Origin of the sequence: Nocardioides cavernae, from assembly GCF_016907475.1 — a bacterium.
Taxonomy (GTDB): domain Bacteria; phylum Actinomycetota; class Actinomycetes; order Propionibacteriales; family Nocardioidaceae; genus Nocardioides; species Nocardioides cavernae.
On sequence record NZ_JAFBCA010000001.1, the window covers coordinates 2,414,485 to 2,434,422 of the forward strand.

Annotated in this window: 20 protein-coding genes and 1 riboswitch; of the genes, 8 read left to right on the forward strand and 12 right to left on the reverse strand. The window is 69.2% G+C overall.

Annotated elements, in window-relative coordinates; all coding sequences use genetic code 11:
* Positions 1-57: 57 nt before the first annotated feature.
* From JOD65_RS11265 to JOD65_RS11285, 5 genes are all read left to right on the forward strand, one after another.
* Positions 58-333, forward strand: coding sequence for a hypothetical protein (locus tag JOD65_RS11265; protein ID WP_191196836.1), 276 nt, complete (start codon positions 58-60; stop codon positions 331-333).
* A 10-nt stretch (positions 334-343) separates the two neighbouring features.
* Positions 344-1,585 carry an NYN domain-containing protein gene (locus JOD65_RS11270; RefSeq protein WP_191196837.1) on the forward strand — a complete coding sequence of 414 codons (1,242 nt, stop codon included), beginning with the start codon at positions 344-346 and terminating at the stop codon, positions 1,583-1,585.
* A 73-nt stretch (positions 1,586-1,658) separates the two neighbouring features.
* Positions 1,659-1,865 (forward strand): hypothetical protein, encoded by a 207-nt coding sequence (locus tag JOD65_RS11275; protein WP_191196838.1) that lies wholly within the window; start codon positions 1,659-1,661, stop codon positions 1,863-1,865.
* Positions 1,866-2,007: 142 nt separating this feature from the next.
* A riboswitch (cyclic di-AMP (ydaO/yuaA leader) is annotated at positions 2,008-2,142 on the forward strand.
* Positions 2,143-2,241: 99 nt separating this feature from the next.
* Positions 2,242-3,168, forward strand: coding sequence for a C40 family peptidase (locus JOD65_RS24020; RefSeq protein WP_307821103.1), 927 nt, complete (start codon positions 2,242-2,244; stop codon positions 3,166-3,168).
* Between the two features lie 61 nt (positions 3,169-3,229).
* Positions 3,230-4,411 carry a hypothetical protein gene (locus tag JOD65_RS11285; protein ID WP_191196840.1) on the forward strand — a complete coding sequence of 394 codons (1,182 nt, stop codon included), beginning with the start codon at positions 3,230-3,232 and terminating at the stop codon, positions 4,409-4,411.
* Positions 4,412-4,521: 110 nt separating this feature from the next.
* Here JOD65_RS11285 and JOD65_RS11290 read toward each other — a convergent pair whose 3' ends face one another.
* From JOD65_RS11290 to JOD65_RS11335, 10 genes are all read right to left on the reverse strand, one after another.
* Positions 4,522-4,686 (reverse strand): Flp family type IVb pilin, encoded by a 165-nt coding sequence (locus JOD65_RS11290; RefSeq protein ID WP_191196841.1) that lies wholly within the window; start codon positions 4,684-4,686, stop codon positions 4,522-4,524.
* 71 nt (positions 4,687-4,757) lie between these two features.
* A complete protein-coding gene (locus tag JOD65_RS11295; RefSeq protein ID WP_204811116.1) occupies positions 4,758-4,943 on the reverse strand; it encodes a Flp family type IVb pilin in 186 nt (61 codons plus the stop codon).
* Positions 4,944-5,533: 590 nt separating this feature from the next.
* Positions 5,534-6,181, reverse strand: coding sequence for a response regulator transcription factor (locus JOD65_RS11300; protein WP_191196842.1), 648 nt, complete (start codon positions 6,179-6,181; stop codon positions 5,534-5,536).
* Positions 6,156-7,742, reverse strand: coding sequence for a sensor histidine kinase (locus JOD65_RS11305; protein ID WP_191196843.1), 1,587 nt, complete (start codon positions 7,740-7,742; stop codon positions 6,156-6,158). Before JOD65_RS11305 ends, JOD65_RS11300 begins: the two co-directional genes overlap by 26 nt.
* Positions 7,742-8,677, reverse strand: coding sequence for a type II secretion system F family protein (locus JOD65_RS11310; RefSeq protein WP_191196844.1), 936 nt, complete (start codon positions 8,675-8,677; stop codon positions 7,742-7,744). The genes JOD65_RS11305 and JOD65_RS11310 overlap by 1 nt, the downstream gene beginning before the upstream one ends.
* A gap of 1 nt (position 8,678) precedes the next feature.
* Positions 8,679-10,580 carry a type II secretion system F family protein gene (locus tag JOD65_RS11315; protein ID WP_191196845.1) on the reverse strand — a complete coding sequence of 634 codons (1,902 nt, stop codon included), beginning with the start codon at positions 10,578-10,580 and terminating at the stop codon, positions 8,679-8,681.
* Positions 10,577-12,010, reverse strand: a complete 1,434-nt coding sequence (locus JOD65_RS11320; protein ID WP_204811118.1) for a TadA family conjugal transfer-associated ATPase — start codon at positions 12,008-12,010, stop codon at positions 10,577-10,579. Before JOD65_RS11320 ends, JOD65_RS11315 begins: the two co-directional genes overlap by 4 nt.
* 1 nt (position 12,011) lies before the next feature.
* Positions 12,012-13,274, reverse strand: a complete 1,263-nt coding sequence (locus JOD65_RS11325) for a CpaE/TadZ family protein (RefSeq protein WP_191196846.1) — start codon at positions 13,272-13,274, stop codon at positions 12,012-12,014.
* On the reverse strand, positions 13,271-14,053 hold the full coding sequence (cpaB, locus tag JOD65_RS11330) for a Flp pilus assembly protein CpaB (protein ID WP_191196847.1): 783 nt from the start codon (positions 14,051-14,053) through the stop codon (positions 13,271-13,273). The genes JOD65_RS11325 and cpaB overlap by 4 nt, the downstream gene beginning before the upstream one ends.
* A gap of 261 nt (positions 14,054-14,314) precedes the next feature.
* On the reverse strand, positions 14,315-16,111 hold the full coding sequence (locus JOD65_RS11335; RefSeq protein WP_191196848.1) for an AMP-dependent synthetase/ligase: 1,797 nt from the start codon (positions 16,109-16,111) through the stop codon (positions 14,315-14,317).
* Positions 16,112-16,229: 118 nt separating this feature from the next.
* Between JOD65_RS11335 and JOD65_RS11340 the strand changes: the two genes are divergently transcribed.
* The 3 genes from JOD65_RS11340 to JOD65_RS11350 are packed head-to-tail and all read left to right on the forward strand — an operon-like array spanning position 16,230 to position 18,240.
* A complete protein-coding gene (locus JOD65_RS11340; RefSeq protein WP_191196849.1) occupies positions 16,230-16,667 on the forward strand; it encodes an SRPBCC family protein in 438 nt (145 codons plus the stop codon).
* Between the two features lie 14 nt (positions 16,668-16,681).
* Positions 16,682-17,869 (forward strand): ArsA family ATPase, encoded by a 1,188-nt coding sequence (locus tag JOD65_RS11345; RefSeq protein ID WP_191196850.1) that lies wholly within the window; start codon positions 16,682-16,684, stop codon positions 17,867-17,869.
* The gene (locus JOD65_RS11350; protein ID WP_191196851.1) at positions 17,866-18,240 is read left to right on the forward strand and encodes a hypothetical protein; all 375 of its coding nucleotides are present in this window, start codon (positions 17,866-17,868) and stop codon (positions 18,238-18,240) included. Before JOD65_RS11345 ends, JOD65_RS11350 begins: the two co-directional genes overlap by 4 nt.
* A gap of 12 nt (positions 18,241-18,252) precedes the next feature.
* On the opposite strand, the gene JOD65_RS11355 is transcribed toward JOD65_RS11350, so the two are convergent.
* On the reverse strand, positions 18,253-19,458 hold the full coding sequence (locus JOD65_RS11355) for a TadE/TadG family type IV pilus assembly protein (RefSeq protein ID WP_191196852.1): 1,206 nt from the start codon (positions 19,456-19,458) through the stop codon (positions 18,253-18,255).
* Positions 19,455-19,883: a TadE/TadG family type IV pilus assembly protein gene (locus tag JOD65_RS11360; protein WP_191196853.1), complete on the reverse strand. Its 429-nt coding sequence runs from the start codon at positions 19,881-19,883 to the stop codon at positions 19,455-19,457. The genes JOD65_RS11355 and JOD65_RS11360 overlap by 4 nt, the downstream gene beginning before the upstream one ends.
* Positions 19,884-19,938: the final 55 nt, after the last annotated feature.

The following is a 19,938-nucleotide window of genomic DNA, read 5'->3' on the forward strand; positions in this document are numbered from 1 at the left end:
CGCGGACTACGCTGACCGCGCCTGCCCCCAGGGCGACCGACGACCGAGGAGACCTCCGTGCCCGAGCAGACCAGCGACCTCCGCGTTCCCGGTGACGGCGGGCGGTGGCGTTGCGCCGGCTGCGGCAACCTCACCCGCTTCGACGTCACCCGCACCCGTCGCACGACCGAGTACTGGCACTTCGACCTCGCGGGCGAGCACCAGGTCGAGGAGGAGACGGTCCGCTCCGAGTCGGTCGAGTCGGTCTCCTGCCGGTGGTGCGGGCGAAGCGACGCCATCGACGTCGTGGACCGAGCGGCCGCGGACACCTCCGCCGACCCGGCTGCCGGATGACGTGACACCCGTGACCGACCCAGCAGCCCTCCCGGAGCGGCTGCGCCTGCGGGTGGTCGCACTCGTCTCGGCGGTCCTGCCGTCGATCGCACCGATGCCGCCGTCCCTCCGCAAGGTGGCCGGCTTCGCGCCGGCACGCCGTGCCCGGCTCGGCGGCTCTGCGATCTGGGCAGCGCTCGACGACGCCGCGTTCCGCGAGCACGCAGCGGTGCAGGTCGCGGTCGTGCCAGCCTCTGCGGACGACCCGGTCGACACCGCCGCTCGCGCCTGGCTGGCCAGGGACGAGGGCTGGGAGTCCGTCGTCGCCGAGGTCGCCGGCTCGCTCGGCGAGCACGAGGAGCGCGACGAGCAGGCCCACGCCGAGCACGCCCGCCTGACCGCGCAGGTCGCGGCCCTGCAGGCCGAGCTCGGTGCCGTCCGCGCGGAGCACCGCGAGGAGCTCGAGCGGGCGAAGGCCGACCACAAGGTGCTGCGCCAGCGCCTGGGCGAGGCGCGCGGTGTGCTGCGTGCCGCGGAGCAGGCGAGGGACGCGGCGTACGCCGCCCGGGACGAGGCCCTGGCTGCTGCAGCGGCTGCGACCCGCACCGCCGAGGCAGACGTACGACGACTGCGCGCCCAGCTGGACGAGGCCGAGGCCGGCCTCGCCGCCGGCCGACGCGAGACGCGGTCCGACCGGGACGCCGCGAGCATCCGGGCACGGCTCCTGCTCGACGCGGTCGTCGACGCCGCGACGGGGCTGCGTCGCGAGCTCGCGCTCCCCGCTGTCAGCGGCGCTCCCGGCGATGCCGTCGAGGCCGCCCTGGCCGGCGTCGAAGCGGCGCCCTCCTCCAGCGCACCGGCCACACCGGCGTTGCTCGAGCAGACGCTCGCACTGCCGCGGGTCCGGCTCGTGATCGACGGCTACAACGTCACCAAGCAACGCTGGCCCAACGCGAGTCTGGAGGCACAGCGCAGCCGGCTGGTCGCTGCGTTGGGACCGCTGGTCGCGAGGACGGGGGCGGAGACGACCGTGGTCTTCGACGCTGCGGAGTCCACGGTGCGCACGGCGATGCCGGCGCCGCGCGGGGTCCGCGTGGTGTTCAGCCCAGAGAGCGTCATCGCCGACGACGTGATCCGCCAGCTGGTGGCTGCCGAGCCCCGCGGCCGGGTGGTCGTCGTGGTGACGGGGGACCAGGCAGTCGCCCGCGACGTGGCACGGGACGGAGCGAGAACCGTTCCTGTGGCGGCGCTCGTCGGCGTCATCGCCGGCTAGCCCGACACCGTCCGACACGCCGGTGCGCGACACGCCGGGGGGGTTGTCGGTGGCTCCTGTCACCGTTCGGGACATGACGACACGGATCGACTGCGACACCTGCGTGGTGCGCGGGCTGCACTGCCACGACTGCGTGGTGACGGTGCTCCTCGGCCCACCGCCCGAGCTGACCATCGACGACGACGAGATGGCCGCGCTCGACGTGCTGGCCTCCGGCGGCCTGGTGCCGCCCCTACGGCTCGTGGAGCCGGTGGCTGGCCCGGTCATCGAGTCGGCCTGACCCCCAGGACGCGACACGACTACCCCCAAGTTGACCCGAAGATTGGCGACGGGTCCTCGAGCGGTTTAGGGTGTGGGCTGACGTCCGTGGCAGTGGGTCACCAGGCCCGCGCGGACGTCGCGCCGAGTCGTGGACCACACCCCCGCATCACCCGTGGTCGACGAGCCGGGGAACCACACTTCCCCCTGGGGTGAATCGCCTGTGAGGCGTGCTGCGCGAGCGGCACGAGGAGCAGGAGTAGGCCAGTCGTGCCGAACCCGTCAGCTCACCTGGTAGGCGTACGACACCCCGAGGAGTTCCCCCGCTCGTGGCTCACACCCGCAAGCGAGTTGGCGCGACCGTTCTTGGTCTCTCCGCGATCGCTGCCATCGCTTTCGTGCCTGCAACCCCCGCGCAGGCCGACCCCGACATCAAGGACGTCAAGGTTCGCGTCGACCGCCTCTACCACGAGGCCGAGGCGGCGCAGGAGCGCCTCCACGACGCCAAGCTCGACCTCGCCGACCTGCGAAGCGACCTCGACGGGCTGAAGGCCGACCAGGATCGCCAGGACGAGCGCCTCGGCGCCGTCCGCGACCAGGTCTCCGACGCCGTCGTGCGCCAGCTCGAGGGAGAGGGCATCTCGACCGTCGGTCAGATCGTCGTCTCCGACGACCCGGGAGCGTTCCTCGACTCGCTCTCGACGATGTCGTCGTTCAACGACCTCCAGGCGTCGCTCCTGTCCGACTACGACACCGAGCTCGAGGCCCTCGAGATCCGCCGCGAGGCCACCGCGTCCCGCACCAAGGAGATCGCTGAGATCACCGAGCAGCTGAGCGCCGAGAAGGACACGGTCGACGACAAGCTCGCCGAGGCCAAGGACCTGCTCGCCGACCTCGAGGCCGAGGAGCGCGAGCGCGTGCTCGCCTCGCGCGGCACCACGACCCGCGCGCCCAGCTCGGTCTCCGTCCCCGCGTCCGGCCGCGCCGCCGCGGCGGTGCAGTACGCGATGGCACAGGTGGGTGACGCCTACGTCTACGGCGCGATGGGCGAGAACGCCTTCGACTGCAGCGGCCTGACCATGCGCGCCTGGGCCCAGGCGGGCGTGTCGCTCCCGCACTCGTCCAGCGCCCAGTTCAGCTCCGGCCCGCGCATCGCGGCCAGCGACCTGCAGCCCGGCGACCTGGTCTTCTACTACAGCCCGATCAGCCACGTCGGCATGTACATCGGCAACGGCATGATCGTCCACGCCGCCAACCCCGGCACCGGCGTCGCCGTCTCGGGCCTCTACTCGATGCCCTTCGTCGGCGCGGTCCGCCCTGGCTGACCAGCAGACATCGAAGGCCGGTCGTCCACTCCTGTGGGCGGCCGGCCTTTCGCTGTTCCTCGTGGTCGTCCTGGTCGTCGTCCTGACGCGGGACGGACGTCAGGAGGTCGCCCCCGGCCAGCTCAGTGAGGCGCCGCGTGCGAGTCCGGCGGAGGCGGCGGCTGCGCTGACCGCGTTCGTCGACGCCGTCGAGACACGCGACGCGCAGGCACTGGCACAGCTGGCGCCCCCTCAGCTGCCGGCCGCGGACGAGCTGTTGTCGGACATCGCGGCAAATGTCCGTTCGCTCGACCTCGCGGCCGTGGACGCACGCTACGTCGACCAAGTGGGCGCCGTCGCCCCGGACGGCTCGTGGAGCGGCGTGGCCGAGCTGACCTGGCGTGTTCGCGGCTTCGACGAGGCGCCGGCGCGCAGCGACGTCGTCGTGAGCTTCGCTCCGAGTGGCGATGGACTGGGCATCGTGGAGTTCGCGTCGTCCGACGCAGCGGGGACGCGCCTGCCGTTGTGGCTCCGTGGCCGCCTGTCAGTCTCCCGGTCGGACGACGTCCTCGTGATGGCGGACGGGCCCCCGAGCGTGGCCAAGGCTGCGGCCGCACGAACGGTGCGGGGCATCGACGTCGTACGTCGCGTCCTCCCGGACTGGAGCTCGCCCGTCGTGGTGGAGGTGCCCGCCACAGCAGCCGCGCTCGACGAGACCCTAGGCGCGCGACCCGGGACGTACGCCGGGATCGCTGCGGTGACCGCCCCGGTCGGACGAGCCTCGGACGGTGACGGGCCCGTCCACGTGTTCGTGAACCCTGACGTCAGCGACGGGCTGCGCCGCGTGGGCGCGCAGGTGGTCATGAGCCACGAGCTGGTGCATGTCGCGACCGATGCGGTTCGCAAGCCGGTCGAGCCGTGGCTGCTCGAGGGCTTCGCGGACTATGTCGCGCTCCGTGGCACGCGCCTGCCGGACCGCGTCACGCTGGGGCGTGCCATCGCGGCGGCCAGGCGCGACGGCGTACCGGATGCATTGCCGACCGCGGCAGACTTCGACACTCGTACGCGCGACCTGCAGGCCCGCTACGAGGAGGCGTGGCTCGCCTGTCGGATCATCGCCGAGAGGCTGGGGGAGGAGGGCCTGGTGCAGGTGTACGACGATGCCTCGAGCCAACCTGTGACCGAGGCACTCGCGGCAGCCGGCCTTCCCGTCGGCGCCCTGTCGCACACTTGGCAAGAAGTGCTGCGCAAGATCGCGCGATGACGCGCTCAGAAATGCACCGAAGGCGATCGGAGATCCGATCGCCTTCAAGCGAATCTGGTGCAGCTGCGAAGTCCCCGACGCCGACTGGCACTGTCAGCCGCAACTCGACTCTAGTTACGGCCCAGTCGCGGAGGGATCTCCTGGAAGAGACTGAGCACTTCCTGTCCGAAGAAGCCGACGGTGATGATGATCGCAACGCCGATCATCCCGAGCATGAGGCCGTACTCCACGGCCGTCGCTCCGCGCTCGTCGCGCCTTTGGTCGTTGCGGGTCATCGTCCTGCTCCCTCCTGCGTGAATGGCGAAGGCCGGCACCCGCGAGACGCGGGCGCCGGCCTTCGGGTGGATCAGCGGCCCTGCATGCCCGCGGTCATCTCGTCGAACAGGGTGACGAGCTCGTCGCCGAGGAGGCCGACGGTGGCAATGATGGCGGCGGCGATCAGCGCGACCATGAGGCCGTACTCAACGGCGGTGGCGCCCTTCTCGTCGTCCTTGCGGCCCGCGAGCATGATGGCGAAGAAGTTCTGCAGCATGGTATTTCCCCTTGTTTCTGTCTGATGAGTCTCGGCTTCCGAGCCCACGAGGACCCGTCGAGAAGAACTCTGCCAAGATCGCGCGGTCGACGGATCAGGTGATCGGCTCCGTCTGGGTAGTTCCTTGTGACTATCTCCGCGCCACCCCTACGGCCGCGCGGACCACCGAACCGGCTAGCTGTACTGATGGGGCGGTGGTCAGTCCGGAGAAGGGTGCAACCGGCCGTGTCGTCGTCCCGGGCCTTGGCGTGTGGCGAGTCGGCTGTCGAAGGTCGTGCACCTCGTGGTGCCGATCTCGGGGACCTGGTGGGCGTCCTTGGGCCGGTGAGCGCGTTGGCTGCGAGCCGGCCTTCATCGCTGCGGTGGAACCGGAGGTGACCCACCTCCGCAGTGGGGATGGTGTGGAGCTGCTCCGAGCGACGTTGGACCGGGCCCGGGACGGTCGTGCTGGCTGCAGCGCCCCGGCTCACTGCGGCTCGGCCGACATCGCATCGGTATACGTGCTGACGGCGCACAGGATGGGGTAGCGCAAGGCTCGTCCTCGTACCCTGGGTCAGGACCGGGCCGACGTGCCGGGTCAGTACATCTACTCAGAAACGCTGAGGGGAGGCGTGGTCGAGCATGCCGAGCCGCATCGCCGTCACCAGCGCCTGGGCGCGGTTGGCGGCGCCCAGCTTCTGGTAGATGTGGGTGATGTGGGTCTTCGCCGTCGACTCGCTCATGTAGAGCGACGAGGCGATCTCGCCCGTGCCGAGTCCGTCGGCCAGCAGGGCGAGCACCTCGGCCTCGCGACCTGACAGCTTGGGAGGCGCCGGGGACGTGGCGCGTCGCATGACCGCCTGGCTCAGGCCAGTACAGAGGAAGGTGCGCGGGGCGACCGCCGCGTGCTTGGCGGCGCTGACCACCTCCTTCGCCCGGGTGTCCTTGCCCACGAACGCTGAGGCGCCTGCCTCCATCGCCGCGAAGATGTGATCGTCGCCGGCGTGCATGGTCAGAACCACGACGCCGGTGCTGTCGGAGGTGTCGCGGATCGCGCGCACCACGTCGAGGCCGTGCCCGTCCGGCAGCTGCAGATCCGTGACGACGACGTCTGGCTGCAGCCCCTTCCACGCGGACACGCCCTCGGCAACGGTGCCTGCCTGTCCCACGACGGTCATGTCGACGTCACGCTCGAACGCTCGCGCCAGACCTTGGCGGATCAGCTCGTGGTCGTCAACCAGTAGCACAGTGGTGCCCATGGGCGGTCTCTCCTTCTGACGTGACGGTCGATGGTGATCGCAGGCAGACGACGGTCCCGCCGTCGTCTCGGGGAGTGACCTCGAGTCGGGCGCCGACGCCTTCGGCCCTCTCCCGCATGGTCTGAAGTCCCCAGTGGTGCTCGCGTGGTTCGGCGTTGCCGACCCCGTCGTCCGCCACCTCCAGCCGGAGGGTGTCCCCGTCGGAGTCGAAGGTGACCCACAGGTTGTTGGCCCGGGCGTGCTTCCTGACGTTGCCGATGGCCTCTTGGGCCACGCGAAGCACCTCCGTTGCCGTGCGGGGAGTGAGCGGCGGCCCGGACTCCGCAAGCGAGAGATGCACCTGGAGGCCCGAGGTGTGGGACACCTCGCGGGCATAGTCGGCGAGCGAGCTCGACACCCGACCGTCGGTGACCTCGTGGCGCAGGTCGAAGATGGAGAACCTGATCTCCGAGACGAGGCGTGTGATCTCTGCTCGAAGCGTCGACGCGAGCTCCCGGGTCAGCTCCTGGTCGCTGATCGACTCGATCTCGTCGACGATGTATCCAAGCCCGACGATCTCCTGGGCGACGCCGTCGTGCATGTCGCGGGCGATGCGGTTGCGCTCCTCGGAGGTGGCGAGCGTGCGCACGTCCTCGAAGAGCACGGCCGTGTCGAGCCTGAGGGCAAATTCGTCGGCCACCTCGCGCGCGCGTCCGTCGAGTTCCTCGGTCCAACGGGGGACGCCTACGACGACGCAGTAGCCCAGGACCTGCTGAGACCCTCGCAGCGGCACCACCGCTGCACCAGGCGTCCGCTCGGCCTCGGGAAGGTGGATCTCGTGGAGCAGGCGGTCCACGTCACCGCCCGGGTTGATCGCGCGGAGCGGCTGGTCCTGGTCGACGACGAAGACGGTGCAGCGTGCGCCCGCCGTGGCCCGTAGCATCGCCGTCTCGAGCTCGGTCGCCAAGGAGGCACTGTCCAGACCTACGGTTCCGGACGCTGCCAGCTGGTGGAACCGGGCCATCAGGTGGTGCGCAGCGGCATAGGGGGCCTCGCGAGCGGCCAAGTCCCGGTTCCCGCGTGACTGCCAGCTCGCCAGCAACCCGACGCCGAGCCCGATGGTGAGCCACGGCAGTACACCTGTGGCTCGCTCAGCCACATCGCCTGACGGATCGGTGGCCAGGGTCGCCGCGGTGGCCAGGCCGGCGATCAGCGTCACGTTCAACGTGGTCACGAGGCCGTGCCGGACACCTGCGACGACGGCGGGGAAGGCCAGGCAGGCACCCAGGCCGACGGTGGAGTCCGTGGCGACGATGACGGTGGGCACGACGACCGCCTCGGCGACGGCGTACCAGTGCGTCGGCTGCCCGCGCGACTTCCACTCGAGCAGGGACATCACCAGGGTGACGAGCAGAATCACGACCAGGGCGGGCGCCGATCCCACCAGCACGCCGTCGCTGATGGCCGCGCCCGTGGCCAGGGCGACGGCGAAGACGCGTACGGCGGTCGTCGTCCTCCAGGCGTTGACGGCCGATCGCGTCGGCGCGGCGTCACCCGGCTGTCGGACGCGGGACCACGTCATCAGTTCGAGCTGAAGTTCTCGGCGATGGAGATGCCAGCGGGGCCGAGGATGACGAGGAACAGGCAGGGCAGGATGAACATGACGAGCGGGATCATCATCCGCACGGGGACCTGCTGGGCCTTCTCCTCGGCACGCTGGCGTCTCTTGGTGCGCATCTCCTGACTCTGGATGCGCAGCACGCGGGCGATGGGGATGCCCAGGCTGTCGGCCTGGACCATCGCGAGACAGAAGGACTTGAGGTCGGGCAGGGACGTCCGCTCGGCCATGGCGCGCATCGCGTCAGAGCGGCCCACGCCGATCTGCATCTCCTGCAAGAGACGGGCGAACTCGCTGGACAACGGACCGTCGCTGTTCTTGGCCACCCGACTGACCGCGGCGTCGAAGCCGAGGCCGGCCTCGACCGAGATGGTGAGCAGGTCCATCGCGTCGGGCAGGCCGTTGCGCATCTGGGTGGCGCGCTTCGTGCCCGCGTTGTAGAGCAGGATGTTGGGCAGCACGTAGCCGAAGGCCGCGGCGATGCCGGTGGCGAGCAGCACCCGGTAGAACGGCCAGCTCAGGCCGAGGAGGTACAGGAACGCCAGCACACCGATGACTCCGAGCCCGAGGACCTTGAGACCGATGATGCGGTTCACGTCCCAGGCTGGCGGGTTGCCCGCCACGTTGAGTCGGTACTGGATCTTCTTCGCCGTGTCGGCCCGGACGAGCCGCCGTCCGGCGACGACCAGGCGATCCCCCATCGGTCCGATGACGCGCTCGACGAAGGGTCGATCGATCTCGTCCTTGAGTGCGGCGGGGGCGCTGTCGATAGCCTGAATCGCGGCCACCGAGCGGGCCACGCCGCGTCGCTCGGCGGTCGCCACACCGATGATGGACAAGGCGAGGGTCACGCCTGCGCACAGCAAGGCAGCTCCGGCCAGCATGATCGTCGTTTCCATCTCAGACCTCTACCTTCGCGAGCTTGGCCATGGCGAAACCGCCGAGCGCGAGCAGGAAGCCGGCGACCACGATGAGGATCCAGCCAGTCATCGTCGTGTAGAGCACCTCGACGTAGTCTGGGTTGGCGAACATCATGTAGAAGAACAGTCCCGGTGGCAGAGCGGTCAGGATGTAGCCCGACAGCCGGCCCTCGGCACTGAGCGCGCGCACCTGTCGACGCAGGTAGTCGCGCTCGCGAAGCGTGTCCGCAACTGTGTGCAGGATCTCGGCCAGGTTTCCGCCGACCTCGCGCTGGATGCGGATGGCCATCACGATCCACGAGAAGTCCTCGCTCTGCATCCTCTCGCCGACGCCTTCGAGAGCATCGGTGATGTCGACCCCGAGGCGTTGCTCGATGAGCGCTCGGCGGAGCTCTCCTGCCATCGGCTCATTGCCCTCGCGGACGACGCTGTCGACGGCTTGGGGGAGCGAGAGACCTGCCTGCAGGCCGCCAGCCATGAGGCCCAGCGTCTCGGCGAGCTGGCTGTTGAACGTCCTGAGCCGGCGGACGTGCCGGATCTTGAGGTAGAGCCACGGCCCGACGAGTCCAAGGACGAGCCCCATCACCGCGAACCCGGCGCCGCTCAGAACGAACCCTGCCACAGCAGCGCCGACGGCGATCGCGGCGTGGAGAAGCAACCACTCGGACGCGGTGAGCGCCGAGCCCGCTCCGGCGAGGCGCCCGGAGATGCGACCTTCCAGGTCCTTCGAGACGACTTTGTCTGTCAAGGCCACTGCCGATCCACGCAGGTCAGCGCCGGTGTTGCCCTTCCGCTTGCCGCCTCCGGCGCTGCTCTTGCCGAAGTAGGCGTCGATCCGGCGATCGGCCGAGGACCGGTTCGGACCGGCGATCGCCACGGCGAGGACCCCAGCCAGGCCGAGCGCGAGCGCGAGGGCGCCGCCGAGCATGCCGGGCGTGCCCACGAGCGCGTGGCCAGAGGACACGAGGTCGGGCGCGGATGAGGGAACCCCGAGCGAGATGAAGGCCGAGTCCGTGTAGGACGTCTCGTCGGCGTCGACGGTGATGCCGAGATTGACCTCCGCCGCCACGTCATCTGGACGCTCGAAGGTCACGAGGAGCTGCTGGGCAAGCGCATTCGCCTGCGCGGAGAACACGGACTGCAGGGCGCCTTGCTCGGACGGGATCACCTGGCCACCAGTGCCTTCCGCGAGGGTCGCCATGGTCTCGGCGTTCCCGGGGTTGGCCAAGGACACGACGTCGACGACGACACCGTTGTCCTGGGCGTCCTTGGTGACCACCTCCAGTGTGGTGGAGCTGTTGGTGTCGCCGCCGTCTGACAGCACCAGGAGCGAGCGCGACCCGTCGGTCCCGACCTGGGCGAGACCCTCGGCCATCGCGTCGTACACCGCGGTGCCCTTGCGCAGCGTGACGTCGGCAAGCGCGGCGCGCACGGCCTCGTGGTCGAGGGTTGGCTTGATGACGTCGCCGAGGTCGCCGGCGAAGGGGATCAGCCCGATGCGTACGTCCGGGGGAGCTGCCGCAAGGAACGCGTCGACCGCTGCGACGGCCGAGGCGAACTTGCCACCCTGTTGCATGCTGTTGCTCGCGTCGAGAACAAGCACGGTCGTACGCGTGACGTCGCCAGCCGCAATGCTCTTTGCGGAGGATTCGACGGCTCGTCCGTCGACCTCAACCCGGACGGACGCGGGGTCCACTGCTGCGTCGCCGGGAATTCCGTCGACGGCGACCACCATCGACACCTTCCCGTCGACGGACTCGACGTGGTCGATGTTGACCTCGTCGGCCGCGTGCGCCGGTGCCGTCACAGCCAGGAGGACCAGCCCTCCCAAGAGCAGCGCCGCTGCCCGTCGCGGTGCTCGCGAGGCGTTGGACAGCTTCATCGAAGGGTTCCGCCGGTGGCGAAGATGGCGGGATCGACGTGCACGCCGTGGTCGGTGAGACGCTCCAGGAAGCGGGGCCGCAGGCCCATCGACAGCAGCCCCCCCTTGAACTTCCCGTTCTCGTCGAGGCCGGCGGCGTAGTCGAAGAGGAACACGTCCTGCGTCGTGATGATGTCGCCCTCCATGCCGACGATCTCCGTGATCGCGGTGATGCGGCGGGTGCCGTCCTTGAGACGGGTCTGCTGGATGATCAGGTCGACGGCGCTCGCGACCTGCTCGCGGATTGCCCGGACCGGCAGGTCCATGCCGGCCATCAGGACCATCGTCTCGAGGCGGGCGAGCGCGTCGCGCGGAGTGTTGGCGTGCAGCGTCGAGATGGAGCCGTCGTGTCCGGTGTTCATCGCCTGGAGCATGTCGAGGGCGGCGGCGTCACGGATCTCGCCGACCACGACGCGGTCAGGCCGCATGCGCAGTGAGTTCTTCACGAGGTCGCGGATGGTCACTGCGCCCTTTCCCTCGATGTTGGCCGGCCGGGACTCGAGCCTGAGCACGTGATCCTGGCCGAGCCGGAGCTCGGCGGCGTCCTCGATGGTGACGATGCGCTCGTCCTCCGGGATGAAGGCCGACAGGACGTTGAGGGTCGTCGTCTTGCCGGAGCCGGTGCCGCCCGACACGAGGATGTTGAGCCGCCCCCGCACGCACCCTTCGAGCAGCCCCGCCGAGGCGGGCGTGAGGGTGCCGAAGCTGATCAGGTCGTCAACGGTGTAGGGGTCCTCGGAGAACTTTCGGATCGTGAGCTTGGAGCCGTCCAGCGCCAGTGGCGGAATGATGGCGTTGACACGGCTCCCGTCGGGGAGTCGCGCGTCACACATGGGGCTCGTCTCGTCGACGCGGCGCCCGATCTTGCTCACGATCTTGTCGATGGTGCGGCGCAGGTGCGCCTCGTCGGTGAACGCCGTGTCGACCTTGACCAGCTTGCCGCTGCGCTCGACGAAGATGTCCTTGTAGGAGTTGACCATCACCTCGGACAGGCTGGGGTCGCGCAGCAGGGGCTCGATCGGGCCGTAGCCGAGGATGTCGTCCGCGATCTCCTGTGACACCCGGGTGCGATCCGCCGACGACATCGGGATGTCGGCGTCGGCGATGGCCGTCTGGAGTGCGAGGCGCACCTGCTGCTCCAGCTCGGACTGCGTCATGTGGGCGTCGTAGAGCTTCGGGCCGAGTGCCTCGACGAGGCGCTGGTGGACGATCCGCTTGAGGTCCTGGAAGGGATCGCTCTTCGGCGTGCCGGCGCGCTTCTTGGCGTCGCTGGCTGAGGGGCGCGCGACGGTCGCTGTCGCGCTCGGCGAACCCGCAGCAGCGCCGGGGACGGTGTCGGACGGTTCGGCATTGCGGCTGCGCGCGGCTGCCAGGCGATCGGTCAGACTCACGTCATGCCCTCCTCAGGCGGAGCCGGGACCCACTGGATCTCCGACCGGACGGGGTGCCCTCGTCGATGTCGTCCGCGGACACGGCAGACGCGACGCTGTCAGAGAATGCGACGAGGGCCTTTGAGTTGGTGTGGTTGGGGTAGGCGCTGACGAGCGCTTCGCCTCGATTGACGGCTGCCAGGACCTCGCGGCTCGAGACGAGCGAGGTGTCGGCCTTCAACCCGAGGGTCTTCTCGAACTCGTCGATGGTGAGACCGACCTTGCCGTCGGCCCGGTTGAGCACGAAGCGCCAGGTGGACTTGGGGAAGTTGAGGACCTCGAGCGTGCTGGTGGCGAGCTTGAGGGCCTTGAGCGAGGGGATGTCGAGGGTGCCGACGAGCACGATCAGGTCGGACCGGTCGAGAGCGCACAGGGCGTGGTCATCAAAGACCCCAGAGGTGTCGACCACCACGAAGTCGACCATGCGGCGCAACGCATCGAGCAGCTTGCCGATGTCTTCGACTGACGCCTGGTCGGGCGAGTCCAGGCGCACCGGCGCGGCCACGACAGACAGGTTGTCGGAGTGGCGGGTGAGGATGGACGTGATCCCCTCGGCGTCGATCACACCGCTGAACGTGGCCAGGTCGTTGATGGTTCGGCTGGGGGTCAGCTGCAGCATGATGGCCACGTCACCGCTGTTGACGTCGAGGTCGACGAGGCAGACCGAGCGGCCCTTGTTGGCCAAGGCAACCCCCAGGTTGGTCGACACCAAGCTCTTGCCGACGCCGCCCTTGGTGGAGAAGACCGTGATCACGCGGCCGCGCGGCGCCTCGGCCTCCGCCTGCGCGACTGCTGCCGCTTGAGCGGCCTGGGCGACGACCTCGGCCCGGACGGTCTCTGCGGCCGCTTGGGCCTCGTCCATCATGGTCTGCCCGATCGCGTTGGCAACGCTGCGGGCTCGCTGGACGGCGGTCGTGATGCCCGCCAGGTCTCGCGCGGCCACGACCTCGCGCATGCCGCTGCGCAGGGCGAGGGCCAAGGCGTTGCTGTCGACCTCGTGGCGAAGCAGGATGACGCCGAGGTCGGGTCGGTGGACCCGCGCCCACTGCGCCAGATCGGCGGCGGCGTGGCTCGCGACCGAGGGACCGATGACCACCGCGAACTCGTTGGCCGAGCTGCGGATGTGCGAGTCCAGGCCCTCCGGGTCGGCGAAGGCCACCGATCCGTGGAGCATGGCCTGCAGAACGGCTCGTTGTGCACCGTCTGGCTCGAGGATGGCGGTCACGGCTGCGGGCTCCGGAACAGCTCGGGGTAGACGTCGCGGAGATAGGCGCCCTCGTTGTCCGCCGACGCGGAGTCGTCCGTGAGGAGGGCGAAGTTGAGCTCGGAGGTCCGGTCGGCATGGATCAGCTTCTCAGCCTGTTCCTGCGTGACCGCGACGGACAGGATGGTCCGGGCGACCTCCTCGGTTGCGGTGCCCCCGTCCTCGTCCTGGGTGGTGCGCGACGTGACGCTCGTGGTGCCGACGCCGAGCACGAGGCTGCGGGTGAGGACGATGCGTGTGTAGCTGCCGAGGCGCTGCTCCTTGCCGTCCGGCAGGAGCCGCATCGGATCCAGCGCCGTGGCGAAGACGGCGATCTCGTTGCCGGGGTTGACGAAGCCGGCCACTCGCTCGAAGTCGGTGAGCTCGACGGAGACGGCCATCATGTCGTCGGGGATGACAAGCGTCTGGGTGTCGCCGAGGCTGCCGAACTTCTTGGCGATGAGCTGTTCGCCGGGGTAGATCGTGCCGATCGCGACCAGGTCCGAGATCGACGAGGTCGACGAAAGACTTCCCTCGACGACGTCTGCGCGGCGGACCTCGGCGGAGTCGATCTTGCCAGCCTCCTGCGCCTCGGACACGGACTCACCTGTCTCGATGGTCTCGGTTGCGACCAGGACGTCGACGAGCTCCTGGTCCTGGGTTGCCCTGGCGTCGATGCCCTGGACGTAGAGCACGATCATGGCCGTGCCGGCGAGCGCGATGAGGGCGGCGACGAGGAGGAGTACGGATCGACGAGCCATGATGCGGTCCTTCGCGGGTTCGTGGGCGCCCCACGGCGGGGTCCCGGGCGCGCAGGAGAATTCGGGGTCTGTCGCGTGAAAACAGGCCCCGAAGCCATCCCAGCGCGACGAATCTAGGGGCGTCCCGACAGGGCCGTGGGCTAAACCGAGCAAACCACCCGAACGTAGTCCCGATGCCACCCGAAATGACTAGTTGCGCCTAGTCACGTGCGGTGTGCCGCGCCCCTGGGGCGATCCCCATGGCGAACCATGCCGGGCCCGTCAGCCGAGGTAGAGCGCCTCGATCTCCTCGCGCGACTCGCGCATCACGACACGTCGCTTCAGCTTCAGGCTCGGTGTGAGCTGGCCGCCCTCCTCGGTCCACTCACCGGGCAGGATGGTGAACTTCCGGATCGACTCGGCCTTCGAGACCGCCTTGTTGGCCTCGTCGACTGCTTCCTGGACCGCAGCGACGAGGTCCGGGTCGTCGATGAGGGTGTCGAGGTCCGCCGTCTTGCCGTGCTGCTCGGCCCAGGCCGGGAACGTCTCGCGGTCGATGGTGACGAGCGCGCCGATGAACGGCTGTCCGTCACCGACGACGAGGCACTGGTCGATGAGGGCGTGGGCCCGGAGCCGGTCCTCCAGGACGGCGGGCGCGACGTTCTTGCCGCCGGCCGTCACGAGGATCTCCTTCTTGCGGCCGGTGATGCGGACGAAGCCCTCGTCGTCCACCTCGCCGACGTCGCCGGTGTGGAACCAGCCGTCGCGGTCGACCGCCTCGGTCGTCGCCTCGTCGTTGCGCCAGTAACCGGCGAAGACCTGACCGCCGCGGAAGAGCAGCTCCCCGTCGTCGGCCACCCGCACGCTCGTGCCGGGCAGTGGGCGACCGACCGTCCCGATCTTCGTGGCGTCGGGGAGGTTGGCGGACAGGGCCGCCGTCGTCTCGGTCAGGCCGTAGCCCTCGAGGACGGTGAGGCCGATGCCGCGGTAGAAGTGGCCGAGCCGGTCGCCCAGCGGCGCGCCGCCTGAGATGGCGTACGCGCAGCTCCCGCCGAGCGCCTGGCGCAGCTTGCCGTAGACCAGGCGGTCGAAGAGCGCGTGCTGCGCTCGCAGGCGCACCGGCACCCGCTTGCCGTCCGACGCCCGCGACCAGGCGATCGCGACGTCTGCTGCGCGGTCGAAGATCTTGCCCCGCCCGTCGGCGGTGGCCCGCTGGGAGGCGCTGTTGAAGACCTTCTCGAACACGCGCGGCACGGCGAGGATGAAGGTCGGCTTGAACTCGCCGAGGTCGGTCACCAGGTTCTTGATGTCGGCGCTGTGGCCCATCTTGGCCCGGCTCTTGACGCAACCCACCTGGATGATGCGCGCGAAGACGTGGGCGAGCGGCAGGAAGAGCAGGGTCGAGGCGTCGTCGGTGTCGAACAGGTCGGCCAGCTCGTCGACCGCGACACCGAGCTCGAACATGAAGTTGCCGTGGGTGAGCATGCAGCCCTTGGGCTTGCCGGTCGTGCCGCTGGTGTAGATCAGCGTGGCTACGTCCTGCGGGGATGCCGCCGTACGACGCTGCTCGAGCACGTCGTCGGAGATGTCGGAGCCGAGGCGACCGAGCACGTCGACCGCGTTGTCCTGGAGCGACCACACGTGCTGCAGCTCGGCGAGGTCGCCGGACCGGCGGGCCTCGCGGACCCGGGCGAGGTGGTCCGGGCCCTCCGCCACGATGGCGCGGGCGCCCGAGTCCTGGAGGATCCAGCCGATCTGCTCGGCGGAGGACGTCTCGTAGATCGGCACGGTGACGGCGCCGGCGAACCAGATCGCGTAGTCGAGGAGCGTCCACTCGTAGCGGGTCTTGGAGAGGATCGCGACGCGGTGGCCGACCTCGACGCCCGCGGCGACCAGCCCCTTGGCGACGGCCTGCACCTCGTCGAGGAACTCGGCGGCGGTGACGTCGGACCACTCGTCGCCGGTGCGCCGGCTGAACACCACGGTGTCGGCGAAGTCGCGGCCGTTGGTGACCACGTCGTCGGTGAGGTTCCCGGTGGACGGGATGGTGATGCTGAGCGGCGACGCGTACTCCCGCACGATGGAACCTCCTGAGGGTGGTGGACTGCGGTCCGCAGGCTATCGCCCGGTAAGCCGCACCGAGAACGCCCGGTGCCGTCGGCCGGGGGGCGCCGCACCCGTGGACTAGGCTCCGGCCATGGCCGAACAGACCTCTTCATCGATCGTCGTCGACGCTCCTCCGGCCGACGTGATGGCCGTCATCGCCGACTTCGAGTCCTACCCCGAGTGGGCCAAAGGCGTGCAGAAGGCGGAGGTCGTCGAGCCGGGGGCCGGCGACCGGGCCGAGCAGGTCTACTTCGCCCTCGACGTCTCGCCGATCAAGGACGAGTACACCCTGGCCTACGACTGGGACGGTGACCGGGAGGTCACCTGGACGCTCGTCGAGGGCAACATGCTCAGGGCCCTCGACGGTGCCTACACCCTGGTCGACGGCGGCGACGGCAGCACCGAGGTCACCTACCGACTCGCGCTCGACGTGAGCATCCCGTTGATCGGCATGCTCAAGCGCAAGGGCGAGAAGATCCTCATCGACGCCGCGCTGAAGGGCCTCAAGAAGCGCGTCGAGTCGCTCTGACCCGCGGTCCGGGCATGCGGATCCTGCTGTTCACCGGCAAGGGCGGCGTGGGGAAGTCGACCCTGGCCGCCGCCACGGCGTGCGCCAGCGCGGCGGCCGGCCACCGGACGCTCGTGCTCTCGACCGACGCCGCCCACTCGCTGGCCGACGCACTGGACGTGCCTGCCACGTCGGAGCCGACCGAGGCCGCCACCAACCTGTGGGTGCAGCACGTCGATGCGCAGCAACGGTTCGAGCGGTCGTGGGCCGACATCCAGGGCTACCTCCTGAGCGTGCTCGACGTGGCGGGGGTCGACCCCGTCGCTGCCGAGGAGCTGACGGTCATCCCCGGCGCGGAGGAGGTGCTCGCCCTGCTCGAGGTGCGCGCCCAGGCGCGGTCGGGGGAGTGGGACGTGCTGGTCGTCGACTGCGCGCCGACCGCGGAGACCCTGCGGCTCCTCGCCCTCCCGGAGGCTCTCGGGTGGTACATGACCCGCGTCCTCCCGGTCGAGCGACGCGTCGTCAAGGCGCTCAAGCCTGTCCTGACCCGAGCGGCGGGCGTGCCGATGCCCGAGGACTCGGTGTTCGACGCCATCGAGCGGCTCCACGCCGACCTCGACGACGTACGCGCCGTGCTCACCGGGACGGAGACGTCGGTCCGCCTGGTCCTGACACCTGAGTCGGTGGTGCTCGCCGAAGCGCGGCGGGCCTACACGTTCCTGACGCTCTTCGGCTATCGCGTCGACATGGCGATCGTGAACCGGGTCTTCCCCGAAGGGGGTGCCGACGAGTGGCGGCGCAGCTGGGTCGCTGCGCAGGCGCGTCACCTGGCGGATGCAGCCGACTCGTTTGCCGGGCTCGATCTTCGTACGTCGGTCTACCGGGCGGCCGAGCCGGTGGGGCGCGACGAGCTGCTCGACCTCGCGGCGTCGGTGTACGACGACGCGGACCCGATCGCGCCCGGCGCCTCCGTGCCACCGATGTCCGTCAGCACCACGCCGGCCGGGCTCGTGCTGTCCCTTCCCTTGCCCCTGGCCGCCCAGGAAGACGTCGGCCTCGTGCGCAAGGGCGACGAGCTGATCGTCTCTGTCGCGTCGTACCGTCGCCTCGTGACGCTGCCGACGGGACTCGCGCGGCACCGCGTGGCCGGTGCGCGCGTGCGCGACGGACAGCTGCAGGTCCGGTTCACAGCGCCTGCCGAGCTGCCTGAGGAGGTCTCGTGACCGACGCCGAGCGCGATGAGGTCGGTTCACTCGGCGAGGAGGCGGCCAAGCTCCTCGGTGCCCTGGCCGGCTGGGCGCGCGAGCACGCCACCGAGGCCGGGGGGCTGTCCGGTCTCGTGTCGGATACAGCCGCTTCCGCGCACGACGTAAGTGAGCACCTTGCCACCGATGCCGCAGAGTGCTCCATCTGCCCTCTGTGTCGAGCCATCAGCGCCGCGCGTCAGGTTAGTCCCGAGGTGACGGCCCACCTGTCCGCCGCGATTGCCTCGCTTGTGCAGGCCGCCGCGCTCATCATGGCGACGCCTCCGCGGACCGGTGATGGTACGGACGATCTCGAGCGCATTGACCTGGCCGACGACTGGCCGCGCTGACGAGCGACCCGCTCACTGCGTCAGGCGCGTCCTGCGAAGCCCTCCGTCGCAGTCGTCGCCCAAGCCGCATTCCGAATCGGTGTTGGAGCCCGATGAGCGCACATTCTCGTACCGCAAGATCAAGTAGTTGGCTTTGGAGTCTGTGTCCGTAGTTTTGCCGTAGTAGGGATTTCCCTTGCACTTGTTCACGTTTGACTGCACCGAATTGCCCGAACCGCTCTTGAAGTAGTAGCCGCACACAACCGCCGAGACGAGTTTGTACACCGGGTACACGGCGCCGGCTCCTGAGCCGTTGATCGTCGACTCACTGCACTGGGGGGGAGCACAGAAGACTGGGAAGAGCGAAGCCTCCTCAGAAGTGATGAGAGACTTCCAGGCGTCTTCTGTCTGCTTCCCGCCCTGCGATATGTTTCCCGGGTTTCCGCTCATGCAGGTCTCCGAATACAAGGGAGCGGCTGGGCACTCCTCCTCCAGCACGACTGTCAACTGTCCTGGAGTAGAGGCGTCCGCCTGACCCGGGATAACTGAAACGGCTTCAGGACATCCGTCCTTGATCTGGTCAGCCAAGGTGCTTGCTGACCCCGTACGTTCTCCGGGGCAATCCGTGATCCACCAGTTGCCAGAGGTCTTCGGCACGGGGCACCCCGCCGGGGGGGCATGACCGCCACCGGGGTAGTCAACGCGGATGAACGTGCCCGCCGCCGCATCAATTGGTGGGAGCATCGCGGAGCAGATAGCCAGAGGACGAACGCCTTCGCGCGCCCGGGGTGCCACGTCGACGGTCGCTTCTGACCGACGGTCGGTTGTGATTTCGTCCGGCGCACCAATGAGCTGGGAAGTCGAGGTAGCAGTGGCGCCACTGAGGCCATACTCGACGATGAGGACACCGGGTGTGCGGTCGCAGTCAATGTCGAACTCGAGCTGGTCCGACTCGTACGACTCTTTGGTTTCGTCGTAGTTCGCCTCACCGTATTCGCGCGCGGCGTCTTCTGCTGCAGCGTAGGCAACGGGGTCATCGCGAACGTCAGCGCAGCTTCCCTGGAATTCTGTGAGGGCTTGGGCCGCAGCCAACGCCCCGGCGTCAGCTGCCTTCTGCAGGTTTCGCTTACTCACGTACGCCTGACCCAGGTCGATAGTGAATCCGGATATACCGAGAAGGACCAACGCAAGGATCCCGACCAAGACGGCCGTTGCGCCCCTGTCGTCGCGCCTGCTCATGAGAACTCGCATTGGAATTGTGCCTCGCTTCGCAACACCACTTCGCTAGGAATAACCGACTCCGGCACTGGCCAGGGAAAGATGAAATCGGTCGTGACCTCGGCCGTCAGTCCAAGACTCTCGCCGAAACTGCTCCCCTCGCACGTCGTCCGGTCCGCGAAGGTGACCTCTGGGTCGGAACTTCCGGCCAACGGTTGGTACTCGTCCTGGACGACGGCTTCAAGATCGGGCGCTGGCGTGACGTCGACAACGCCGGCCCGTGCCGCCTGCCGAACTGCGTTGTCCAACGAGAGCTGGTTCGCGAAGGCGACGCCGAAGTTGATGATCCCCCCGACGACGAGGAGCAGCGGGATCACGACGAGCGCGAACTCGACTGCCGATGCACCTCGTTCGGTGCGATCGTGGAGGCGTGAGCGCCAGCGCATGAGATCCCCTTTCCCCGAGGTGTCCGCTCGTCACCGTAGGAGGTGTCGGTCTCGG

Excerpts from the sequence above, each read along its gene's own strand:
- JOD65_RS11345 (WP_191196850.1), top strand. The coding sequence starts at position 16,682 with ATGCGGATCCTGCTGTTCACCGGCAAGGGCGGCGTGGGGAAGTCGACC.
- JOD65_RS11295 (WP_204811116.1), bottom strand. The coding sequence starts at position 4,943 with ATGCTGCAGAACTTCTTCGCCATCATGCTCGCGGGCCGCAAGGACGAC.
- JOD65_RS11305 (WP_191196843.1), bottom strand. The coding sequence starts at position 7,742 with ATGACGTGGTCCCGCGTCCGACAGCCGGGTGACGCCGCGCCGACGCGA.
- JOD65_RS11310 (WP_191196844.1), bottom strand. The coding sequence starts at position 8,677 with ATGGAAACGACGATCATGCTGGCCGGAGCTGCCTTGCTGTGCGCAGGC.
- JOD65_RS11300 (WP_191196842.1), bottom strand. The coding sequence starts at position 6,181 with ATGGGCACCACTGTGCTACTGGTTGACGACCACGAGCTGATCCGCCAA.
- JOD65_RS11315 (WP_191196845.1), bottom strand. The coding sequence starts at position 10,580 with ATGAAGCTGTCCAACGCCTCGCGAGCACCGCGACGGGCAGCGGCGCTG.
- JOD65_RS11340 (WP_191196849.1), top strand. The coding sequence starts at position 16,230 with ATGGCCGAACAGACCTCTTCATCGATCGTCGTCGACGCTCCTCCGGCC.
- JOD65_RS11360 (WP_191196853.1), bottom strand. The coding sequence starts at position 19,883 with ATGCGCTGGCGCTCACGCCTCCACGATCGCACCGAACGAGGTGCATCG.
- JOD65_RS11290 (WP_191196841.1), bottom strand. The coding sequence starts at position 4,686 with ATGACCCGCAACGACCAAAGGCGCGACGAGCGCGGAGCGACGGCCGTG.
- JOD65_RS11355 (WP_191196852.1), bottom strand. The coding sequence starts at position 19,458 with ATGAGCAGGCGCGACGACAGGGGCGCAACGGCCGTCTTGGTCGGGATC.
- cpaB (WP_191196847.1), bottom strand. The coding sequence starts at position 14,053 with ATGGCTCGTCGATCCGTACTCCTCCTCGTCGCCGCCCTCATCGCGCTC.
- JOD65_RS11275 (WP_191196838.1), top strand. The coding sequence starts at position 1,659 with ATGACGACACGGATCGACTGCGACACCTGCGTGGTGCGCGGGCTGCAC.